This is a genomic window from Salinimicrobium sp. TH3 (genome assembly GCF_026676115.1).
Classification (GTDB): Bacteria; Bacteroidota; Bacteroidia; order Flavobacteriales; family Flavobacteriaceae; genus Salinimicrobium.
The window spans coordinates 136,463-147,623 of the sequence record NZ_JAPONB010000006.1 but is presented as its reverse complement, the minus strand read 5'-3'; the positions used below and the strand labels follow the sequence as shown (position 1 = coordinate 147,623).

Below are 11,161 nucleotides of genomic sequence, written 5' to 3'. Positions count from 1 at the left end.
TTTACGAATAATAGGTGATTTTAAGCTGTGACAAACTTTTAAAACTCGTTCCTTCACTTGTATTTATTGGACTCAAACGTTATATGTTGAAAAATTTTCGCAACAAAAAATTTCTCAAACGTTATCATGAATACATGAGAATTTTCTACCTTTTTGCATAAACCTAAAAAGCTTCCATGAAACCACAGTTATTATATTTTAAGGACGATGGAAACATCCCTAACAGCAAATTCCCCGTATTGATCTACAGAGGTTGTTTTTCAAAAGAAGGAGAGCCCGGAGCAAAATGGCTGGAGGAACATTTCTCCAAAAATAATTGGAAAAATTCCTGGAGAAACGGTGTGTTCGATTATCACCATTATCATAGCAATACTCATGAAGTATTGGGAGTGTATCGGGGAACTGCTTTATTACAACTTGGAGGCGAAAAAGGGGAAAAACTGGAGGTCTCTTCTGGGGATGTTATTGTAATTCCTGCCGGAGTAGCACATAAAAACCTGGGGAGTGAAGATTTTGCAGTTGTAGGTGCTTATCCCCAAGGCAGGTCCCATGATATGAATACCGGGGAAGAATCTGAGAGGCCCCAAACCGATAAGAATATTGCTGCTGTTCCTATTCCCGAATATGATCCTGTAGAAGGGAAAGAGGGAGGATTAATTGAATTTTGGAATCGAATAAAATAGGTTTTGGAATTTTCCTACCCTTTCTGAAGAAAAATAAATTCATCAAGAGGCATTTTTGAGAGGTGAGGTCAAGTGTTAGCGACTAAAACGTTTGAAGTAACCTTTTTTTAATACTAATTTAACCTTTTGATATGCTGCTAGTTATGTCTTTAAAAGGTACTTTCGTCTAAGTTTATTAAATAATTTTTTAAGGGTTTTATACTATGAATAATTTCCTTTTTGTAGCTTCAGAAAATGACGCCATTGCCAATTGTAAAGTTGGTGGGGTAGGTGATGTAATTCGTGATGTGCCAAGGCAGATCTCCGAGCGTGGGGATCGTGTCCATGTTGTAGTTCCTTCCTATTCAAGGTTGCATGAAAATGGAACTTTGAAAGCCGCACTTCATCTTGAATTGAGGGGGATTTCCTATACCGCACATCTTTACGAAGTTCCTGCAAAAGAGGAAGATGAAAATATAACTCACTACGTCATCCACCATCCCGAAATTGAAATCGGTAACCTCGGTGGTATTTACCATCACGATCCCCTGGAGCCATTTTATAGTGACGTTATAAAATATACCATATTTTGTACAGCCGTTGCCGAAGCCATAAAACAAAAACATTTTGGGAAGCTGGACATTGTGCACCTGCACGACTGGCATTCAAGTATTTTACTATTTTTAAAGAATTATCATCCCCAGTATTCCTGCCTTAAAAAGAACAGGTTTGTTTACTGTATTCATAATCTTGCTCTTCAGGGAATTCGCCCATTTGACAATAACTACTCTTCTTTAAATACATGGTTCCCAAATCTGGATTTCGATCGTGAAGCTTTAAGAGATCCACGTTATGATGATTGTTTTAATTTAATGGCAATTGGTATAAGGTTCTCTGATGCCGTTCATACCGTTTCCCCTTCTTATAAACAGGATGTCCTGCTTCCCAGCGATGCCCCCGAGTTTATTGGAGGAGAAGGCCTGGAGAATGATTTGAGGCAGGCAGATAAGGAAGGTCGTTTTCACGGGATCCTTAATGGCTCCGACTATCGTCCAGAAACCCTTGTGAAAAAGAACCGTTTGTTCCCAAATATTGCCACGGCTATATTTAAACAACTTCAAAAGGAACTCGATTGGGAAAAAGCTGCATTCCTGGCTCATACCGGTGAAAAGGTAGTTCCATTCCTAAAAAAGAAACCTAATTTTATTTGTGCCAGTGTCGCACGATTGACCGAACAGAAATTCTATTTTTTTAAGCGGTCTCCCGAAGCTCTTCTTGAAATCCTTGATAGGCTGGAAGAAGTCAATGGAATTTACGTCCTTCTGGGTACAGGCGCGGGAGATTACGAACAATTACTTAGAGAGATTAGCTATAAAAGGAAGAATTTTATCTTTGTAAATACCCAGTGCGAACAAGTGGTGAATTCCATCTACAGGGATTCCGATCTTTACTTTATGCCCAGCCTCTTTGAGCCCTGCGGGATAAGCCAGATGCTTGCGATGCGAAATGGACAACCCTGCCTGGTGCACCACACCGGCGGATTAAAAGATACCGTTCAGCATGTTCATACCGGTTTTGCTTTTGATGGTAAAACCTATGACGAGAAAATCTATAATATGGTTGAAAGTTTTAAGGAAGCACTTTACTTCTTTGAAAATGAGAAGACCATTTGGAAGCAAATTGGTCTCAACGCCCGTAAAATGAGATTCACCTGGAAGAAGTCTGTTGATGACTATTATAAACTGCTTTATACTTTACATCCGGCCGATATGAAAGTGGCTTGATCCTGGACAGGGATTTTAGATTTAAAAAAGGGATTTTTGTCCGGAAAAGGATTTTAATCCCTTTTCTATGTTTATTAACTAAATAAAACCTGCATTTTGCACATCCAGATGCGATTACCTAATCTGGATAATAATTAATGGGTTGAAATATTTCTTGCTCTCATCTTACCATTTAATAATTTCATTTTCTGTTTTCCATTCTGACTCTCAGGATATTTAAACTTTATTAACCGAAATCCTTTTCGGTTAACTTTTATAACAAAAAAGGAGAGTGCGGTTTTGTTAAAGAATAAAAAAAGCTACTTTTGCCGGCTCTTATGACGAGCAATAAAAAAATATCCATTTCGCCAATTACTCCGCCCTGAGATAAGATTCCCTTCTCATTTTCTCCCTTTTCTAAACGGGAGCTCCTTTTCAATTACTAATTTTTCGATATCCTAAGATGAAAAAGTTCTTTAATCTTTTTGATTTTTCACAAAAAGTAGATTATAAAATTGAGGTCCTTGCAGGACTTACTGTAGCCCTTGCCCTAATCCCCGAAGCTGTTGCCTTTGCAATGATCGCCGGCCTTTCTCCTTTAACGGGTTTATATGCGGCCTTTGTAATGGGTTTAATTACTTCTCTTTTTGGGGGAAGACCCGGTATGATTTCGGGAGCAACAGGGGCCGTGGCCGTAGTGATTGCCGCCCTGGCAATATCTCATGGAGTTGAATATGTTTTCGCCACAGTAATCTTAGCGGGGATACTGCAAATCCTCGCAGGTGTACTAAGGCTTGGAAAACTTATAAGGATGGTGCCGCATTCTGTGATCTTTGGTTTTGTGAACGGTCTGGCGATCATTATTTTTATGTCACAGCTGGACCAGTTTAAGACTGTCAATGAGGCGGGCGAGCTTGTGTGGATGACCGGGGAAAACCTTTACATCCTTCTCGGACTGGTCCTGGTGACCATGTTGATCATTTGGGGACTGCCTAAGCTCACAAAAGTTTTTCCTTCCTCGCTTGCCGCAATTCTGGTTGTTTTTGGTTTAGTAGCCTTATTAGGGATCGATACAAAAACAGTAGGAGATATTGCATCCATCAAAGGGGGCTTTCCGCCGTTTCACATTCCTATGGTGCCATTCACCTGGGAAGCTATAACCCTCATCTTTCCATATGCTGCAATAATGGCAGGAGTAGGATTAATAGAAAGTTTACTTACCCTTAATATTGTTGATGAAATCACTGAGACCCGTGGCCGTGGGAATAAGGAATGTGTGGCGCAGGGAACAGCCAATATCTTATCGGGATTCTTTTCGGGAATGGGAGGTTGTGCAATGATCGGTCAAAGTTTGATCAATGTTTCATCTGGCGCCAGAGCCCGACTGTCTGGTATAGTAGCGGCAGTAATGCTCCTTGTGTTTGTAATGTTTGCAGCAGATATTATTGAACTTCTGCCTATGGCAGCCCTTACGGGTGTAATGATCATGGTTTCTATTGGTACCTTCGAATGGGCCAGTTTGAGAACCTTCCGCAGAATGCCAAAAAGTGATGTACTGGTGATGGTGCTCGTAACTTTTGTTACAGTAGTACTTCATAACCTGGCCCTGGCGGTTCTGGTTGGTGTTATTATCTCTGCCCTTGTATTCGCATGGGATAATGCAAAGAGGATACGTGCCCGTAAATACGTTGACGATAAAGGAGTAAAACATTACGAGATCTATGGTCCACTTTTCTTCGGAAGTGTGGCTGCATTTAATGAGAAATTCGATATTTTGGGAGATCCGGATGAGGTTATTATTGATTTTTCTGAAAGCCGTGTTGTTGATATGTCGGGTATTGAGGCCCTCAATAAACTGACAGAGAGATACCTGAAACAGGGAAAAAAATTGCATCTTAGATACCTAAGTCGTGACTGTCGCCAGTTACTGGAAAATGCAGATGAGATCATAGAGGTAAATATTCTGGAAGATCCTACTTATAAAGTGGCTATCGACAGGTAGGTAAGAATCCTTCTTTTTGAACAAAAAGAAGATTAAGTGAGACTGCGAATAGCCTGCTTATGCTTCCATGACAGAGAATTTACCTTGCGACGAAGGCGCAACATAATTCTTTTCAATGAAATGTCCTTTATGTTTTTCCACCGCTCATCTTTTTCATTCCCAGCCGGAAAGAGAGTATCTGGAATGCACTAACTGTAAGGGTATTTTTGTTGCTAAGGAATATTACCTCGATCCAGTTTCCGAAAGAGAAAGGTATTTGACACATAACAATGATGTCGATGATCCCCGTTACCGGAGTTTTGTATCACCTATTATAAAGTCGGTCATTAAAAATTTTGATCCGCTGGAACACATAGGACTGGATTTTGGAGCCGGGACCGGGCCGGTCATTACAAAATTACTTTCAGATCTTCAATATAAGATATTCGCTTATGATCCCTTTTTCTTCCCATTTCCCAAACTTCTGCAGGGAACTTATGACTTTATAGCCTGCTGTGAAGTAATCGAGCACTTTCAAAACCCTGCGGAGGAATTTGAGCTGTTGAAATCAATGCTTCGGCCGGGAGGGCAACTGTTATGTATGACTCATATTTATCCCGAAATCCCGTTTGGGAACTGGTATTATAAAAAAGACCCCACCCATATTTTTATATTTCAGGAAGAAACTTTTCTATTTGTCAGGGAAAAATTTAAATTCCGTGACTTGAATATCAGAGATCGTTTGATAACTTTATCTGGATAATTATGGAAAGCAAAAGGGAAATCGGTATCACCGAAATGAAAAATAGTCAATATTTTTTAAAAATGTTCAAGATTTCTCCTATTCGCTGTGTAAGAAAATATAGGGCACGTAATGCTTCTGGATTGATCAAGATCATTTAGGGAACAACCACATGATTATTAGAAGATGTATTTATAAATATACGTTCAACCCGCATTTAATTCTTAAATTCAAATCACAAGAAAAATTGGAACATGAAATTTAGAGATAAAGATGAGTTAGAATTTGATCCGGTTCCTTCTGTTAAAAACAAAGCTCTGCGCATCAATCTCAATGAGAGCATTTATGGAACTTTTGCAGAGATTGGCGCCGGGCAGGAAACTGTGCGCAATTTCTTCAGGGCAGGTAGCGCATCAGGCACTATAGCCAAGACCATGAGTGCTTATGATAAGGATTTTAGTGATGCCATTTATGGAATAGAAAAAGATGCAAGGTACGTAACAGAGGCAAGGCTAAAGAGCATGTTGAGGTACGAAACAGACCTTTTAGAGCAAAGGATCTTAAGGGAAAAACATCCAGAGAAGCTCTTTTTTAGTTATGCCAACACAGTAGCGACCATTGATTTTGCCAAGAAATATAAAGGTCATGGATGGATGGGAATTAGATTTCAAACTCACCCTAAAGAAGAATTCAGTGAGATCATTATCCACTTGCAATTTCATGAAAACAATGCAGGTTTACAGCAAATAACTCTTGGAACAATGGGCACCAATCTTATTTATGGCGCCTTTTACCAGTATGATAATCCAAAGGAACTTCTAAAGCACTTGTACGATCATCTTAACAATGACCAGGTAGAGATCGATATGATCAACTTTACAGGTCCGGTTTTTAAAGATGTCGATAACCGCCTTATGAGTCTGCAACTGGTAAAGAATGGGATGACACAGGCGGTGATGTTTGAACCTTCCGGGAATAATGTCCTGCCCGCAAATGAGCTTTACAAAAAGAACATTCTTACCCTTCGCGGAAGTTTTAGGCCGGTTACCAAGGTGAATATGAACATGTTCGAGCAGTCCCTTAAACTGTTCCTGAACGAAAAGAAGGTAAATAAGGATAAAACTAAAGTCATTTTTGAGATAACTCTGTCCAATCTCCGGACTGAAGGGTATATTGACGAAAAGGATTTCCTGGATAGGGCAGATCTACTAGTCTCATTGGGGCAAATGGTAATGATCTCTAACTTTCAGGAATATTATAAGGTTGTAGAGTATTTTTCCCAATACACGGCCGAGAGAATGGGGCTTACCATGGGGGTCAACACGTTTTTAGACCTTTTTGACGAAAAATATTACCGGCACCTGAGTGGAGGTATTTTGGAAGCCTTTGGAAAACTCTTTTTCAGGGATCTAAAAGTCTATCTGCATCCTTTAAAAGATCCTGAAACCGGAAATATCATCACAAGTAAAAATCTTAAGGTGCATCCTCGAATGAAAGAGCTTTACAAGTTCTTTAAAGATAACGGCAGGGTAGTGGATATCACCGATTATGACCCCGAAATTCTTGAAATATATTCACGGGAAGTGCATCAAATGATTGCTGAAGGGCGACCCGGATGGGAAGAAATGTTACCTCCTAAAACTACCCAGATGATCAAGGAGAAAAAGCTCTTCATGACTCCTAAAGAGAATACCTGACAGGTGCCCTTGAAAATGGCATTTTTGAGACCTTGCTTTTGGCGGCTGCTTTCGTGAAATTTAAATAAAAAAATTACTTCCCGAAATGACATTTTATGAAGGTGAGGAACATTTATAAGTCATAAAATTATCTTATAAAGTAATGATCTGTGTTATTGATTTTTATTTTTTTCTTATTTTTTTAAAAAAAGCAACTATGAGAGACCACAATAGATCAATAGAAAGTTATTTTGCTTCATTAGGAACAAAGGCCAGTGAGGTTGGATTAACCAAAGAAGATATTAAAAAAGATTTTCTGCGGAAGCTTTTTTACCACCTGGGGAGGGTGCCTGCCGTAACTACAGATAATGACCTTTACACTGCACTGGCTCTTACAATAAGGGACAGAGCCCTAAGGCAATTTGTGAGATCCACCGAAGAATTTGCACAAAAGGATGCACGTGGAGTGGCTTATTTTTCGGCTGAATATCTCCCGGGTCCCCATTTGGGAACCAACCTCCTTAACCTGGAGGCAGTAGATGAGACGAGGGAAGCTTTGGCAGATTTGGATTTAGATCTTGACCAGCTTCTGGAGCAGGAAGGAGAACCTGGATTGGGGAATGGAGGTTTAGGCCGGCTTGCTTCCTGTTATTTGAATTCCATGGCTACTTTAGGCATACCCTCTATTGGTTATGGGATTCGCTATGAATTCGGGATCTTTAAACAGGAAATAAAGGATGGATGGCAGGTAGAGACTACAGATAAGTGGTTGCATAATGGCAATCCCTGGGAGGTTATGCGTCCCGAAATTTCTTATGTGGTCAAATTTGGCGGAAGAACAGAGCATGGTACCAATGGAAAGAACAGGTACGAGGTAGAATGGTTGCCGGAATCTGAAATTAAGGGTACTGCCTATGACACCCCCATTCTTGGATATCAAAGTAACGGGATCATTATGCGTCTCTGGAAAGCTGAAGCTATAGAATCCTTTGATTTTTCGGTATATAATGTTGGGGATTATTATCGTGCCGTGGAGAAGAAACTGCGTTCCGAAAATATTACAAAAGTATTGTACCCTAATGACGAAAATATTTCGGGAAAAGAGTTGAGGCTCAAACAACAATATTTCTTTGTTTCCTGTTCGCTGCAGGACATGATAAGCCTTCATATAATGCAGGGGCGTAAACTGGAAAATTTTCATGAAAAATTTGTGATCCAGCTCAACGATACTCATCCTTCCATCGCCGTTGCCGAACTTATGCGGCTTTTGGTTGACGAACACGAAATTGATTGGGAGGAGGCATGGGATATCACCCGGCAAACTTTTGCCTATACCAATCATACCCTGCTGCCCGAAGCTCTGGAGAAATGGGCTATAACGCTGTTGGGAAGAATACTTCCACGACACCTGGAGATCATCTATGAGATCAATAGTCGTTTCCTTGATGAACTAAGGCATAAAGGCTATAGTGGAGATCAAATTTCGAGAATGTCTCTTATCGATGAGCACGGGGAACCTTCTGTAAGAATGGCCCACCTGGCAACTATTGGAAGCTACAAAGTAAATGGAGTTTCAGAATTACATTCACGGCTTTTAAAATCACAGGTGCTCCATGATTTTGCCGATCTATGGCCCGAAAAATTTACCAACGTTACCAATGGGGTCGCCCATCGTCGTTTTCTGGCAGTGAGTAATCCCGGTTTAGCAGATATAATTTCTGAAAAGATTGGGCAGGAGTGGCTAACAGATCTCACAAGCTTCAGGGAACTGGAAAACTTTGCAGAAGATGAGGATTTCCAGCAAGAGTGGAGAGATGTGAAACTCTGGAATAAAAAGATTCTCGCGGGATTACTGGAGGAACGCACAGGAGTGAAAGTAGATCCTACTATGTTATTTGACGTGCAGGTTAAACGAATCCACGAATACAAAAGGCAGCATCTTAAAGTGCTTCACATCATTGATCTTTATTTAAGGATCAAAGATGGAAGAACAGAAAATATAGCGCCATCCACTTTTATCTTCGCAGGCAAGGCTGCTCCGGGTTATTTTATGGCTAAACTTATCATAAGACTTATTACAGCAGTTGCCGAACTTGTTAATGACGATGAAGAGGTAAATAAATACCTGAAAGTGGTCTTTTTGCCAAATTTCAATGTCAAACAGGCCCAGAGAATTTATCCTGCTGCCGATCTTTCTGAGCAGATCTCTATGGCTGGTAAGGAAGCTTCGGGTACAGGAAACATGAAGTTTGCCCTTAACGGGGCCCTTACCATTGGAACCCTTGACGGTGCCAATGTGGAGATCCTTGAAGAAGTTGGAAAGGAAAATTTCTTCCTGTTTGGACAAACTACAGAGGAAGTGCAGAAAACACGACGTGATGGTTACAGGCCTTATGAATTCTACAATGAAAATAAAAACCTGAAAAGAGTACTGGATTTTCTTATTTCGGGTGAAATGGCCGATGGGGACACAGAATTATTTAAACCCCTTTATCAAAATTTACTCCAGCAGGATCCTTATCAACTACTTAAAGATTTCGATTCTTACTGTACAAAAAAAGAAGAGGTCTTTAGCCTGTGGAAGGATCAAAAAGAATGGACAAGAAAATCTATTTTAAATGTTGCGAGGATGGGTAAATTTTCATCAGATCGTTCTATAAGAGATTACGCTGAAAAAATATGGATGGTAGAACCGGTAAGGCTTAAGGATTAACTTTCTATCTGCGCCTGTAATTCTGCAAGGTGCTCAGCCTTTATTGGTTCACAGTGCACTTTGCAATATTTGGTGTGGTAGGTATGACCAGAAAGAAAGTTCACCTGGATCTCATTCCACTGTTGCCTGGTAAGTTCTGGTCTGTTGTGTCGCAATTCTTTATATAGTTTTTCACTTATCTCATAAAAGTTGTTAGTGCCAAGATATTCAAGATCGGCATCGGCGAGAATTTTTTCTGAAAGGTTTTTTGGTTTTTGAGGAATTTGTGTGGCCATGATCATATTACAGATCTTCTGAACTTCTTCTGAAGTAATACCTAATTCCGGTAATTCTTCGGAAGCCATTTCGCAACTCCTTTTTTCGTGATTATCCCTGCCTTTCACAAATCCAAGGTCATGATAAAGTGCTGCAACCTTTATAAGGAAAAGTTCACGGCCTGTTACTCCTTCCTGTTGGGCGAGGAAAATAGATTTTTCCAGCACATACTTTGTATGGGCAGGTGAGTGATAGTACAACCAGGAAGGAAGATTACTCTCCAGGTTGGACATCACTTTTTTGTAGATTTTTTCGAACATGGTCTTCAAAAGGGTCTTTTGCGGTTTGTTTTCCTATTCCGCCTTTAACTTCTTTGATCCTTTGAACAAAGAAAAAGGCATTAGGATCTATTTTTAGGGTAGCTTCCTTAATTCTGTGTATCTCGAGCCGGGTCACAATGGTCATAATGATATCACAATCGTGTTTAACCTCATAGGCTCCGGGTAAATAACCTCTTTCCCCTTTATACACTGTTATTGCCTTACCATAGCCATTAACTATAAGGGATTTTACATCTTCGCAATCCTTCGAAATTATGGTCAAGGCCGTAAATTCTTCAAAACCATCGATAATGTAACTTGTAGTTTTAGAGGCAGTAAAATATACTAAAAAAGAATACATGGCTGCTTCGAGGTCAAATACAAAAGCGGCACCCAAAAAAATGAGACCGTTAAAAACAAGGATGATTTCAGAAGTGGAAAATGCTGAATTTCGCGTGGTGTAGACAGCCATAATTTCCACGCCGTCCAGTACACCACCTCCTTTGATTACTAATCCCAGTCCTAATCCTATAAGGAACCCTCCAAAAACGGCAATAAGGACTTTATCTTCGGTAACAGCTGGAATTTCAATAAAATGCATGAGGACGGTAAGTAGAAGTATTGAAAGCAGGGCCCTAAGGGCAAAGGTTTTTCCAATTTTACGATATCCAAGGTATAAGAAGGGTAAGTTAAAGGCAACAAGTAAATAAGTAAAAGGTATACCCAGCATCTCTTCTACTACGATGGAGATTCCCGTAACACCCCCGTCTAAAAAGTGATTTGGAAGCATGAATCCCTCGAGCGCGATCATCGCAGCAAATATTCCCAACAGGGAATACACCACCGAGTGAAGTGAAAACAGGGATCGCCAGTTAATGGGGTTTTTAGATACCATATGTTCAAAATGTTTTTGTAGGGAGGATCCTCTAACTTAACATTTTTTTTGAAATAAAATTCTTTGACACTTAGTAATCAGTAAATTATTATCTTCTTTTTACTTCAGAATGTACGAATTTATTTCAGGAGAAGATATTTCTCGCATGATTTAC

Annotated in this window: 8 protein-coding genes; 6 read left to right on the top strand and 2 right to left on the bottom strand. The window is 40.0% G+C overall.

Features of this window, described 5'->3' with window-relative positions; translation table 11 throughout:
- The first annotated feature begins 176 nt into the window (after positions 1–176).
- The 6 genes from OU683_RS11020 (at position 177) to OU683_RS10995 (ending at position 9,537) form a co-directional block, all read left to right on the top strand.
- A complete protein-coding gene (locus OU683_RS11020; RefSeq protein ID WP_268138197.1) occupies positions 177–683 on the top strand; it encodes a cupin domain-containing protein in 507 nt (168 codons plus the stop codon).
- Between the two features lie 203 nt (positions 684–886).
- Positions 887–2,446 carry a glycogen synthase gene (locus tag OU683_RS11015; protein WP_268138195.1) on the top strand — a complete coding sequence of 520 codons (1,560 nt, stop codon included), beginning with the start codon at positions 887–889 and terminating at the stop codon, positions 2,444–2,446.
- Between the two features lie 442 nt (positions 2,447–2,888).
- A complete protein-coding gene (locus OU683_RS11010; RefSeq protein ID WP_268138194.1) occupies positions 2,889–4,427 on the top strand; it encodes a SulP family inorganic anion transporter in 1,539 nt (512 codons plus the stop codon).
- A 115-nt stretch (positions 4,428–4,542) separates the two neighbouring features.
- Positions 4,543–5,169, top strand: a complete 627-nt coding sequence (locus OU683_RS11005) for a class I SAM-dependent methyltransferase (protein WP_268138192.1) — start codon at positions 4,543–4,545, stop codon at positions 5,167–5,169.
- A 233-nt stretch (positions 5,170–5,402) separates the two neighbouring features.
- Entirely contained in the window at positions 5,403–6,845 is a 1,443-nt protein-coding gene (locus tag OU683_RS11000) for a TonB-dependent receptor (protein ID WP_268138190.1), read from the top strand.
- Between the two features lie 196 nt (positions 6,846–7,041).
- Positions 7,042–9,537 carry a glycogen/starch/alpha-glucan phosphorylase gene (locus tag OU683_RS10995; protein ID WP_268138188.1) on the top strand — a complete coding sequence of 832 codons (2,496 nt, stop codon included), beginning with the start codon at positions 7,042–7,044 and terminating at the stop codon, positions 9,535–9,537.
- Here OU683_RS10995 and OU683_RS10990 read toward each other — a convergent pair.
- Together OU683_RS10990 and OU683_RS10985 are read right to left on the bottom strand one after the other, a co-directional pair.
- Positions 9,534–10,112, bottom strand: a complete 579-nt coding sequence (locus tag OU683_RS10990; protein ID WP_268138186.1) for an HD domain-containing protein — start codon at positions 10,110–10,112, stop codon at positions 9,534–9,536. The two genes, OU683_RS10995 and OU683_RS10990, sit on opposite strands and share 4 nt — an antisense overlap.
- Entirely contained in the window at positions 10,066–11,007 is a 942-nt protein-coding gene (locus OU683_RS10985) for a YitT family protein (RefSeq protein ID WP_268138184.1), read from the bottom strand. Before OU683_RS10985 ends, OU683_RS10990 begins: the two co-directional genes overlap by 47 nt.
- Positions 11,008–11,161: the final 154 nt, after the last annotated feature.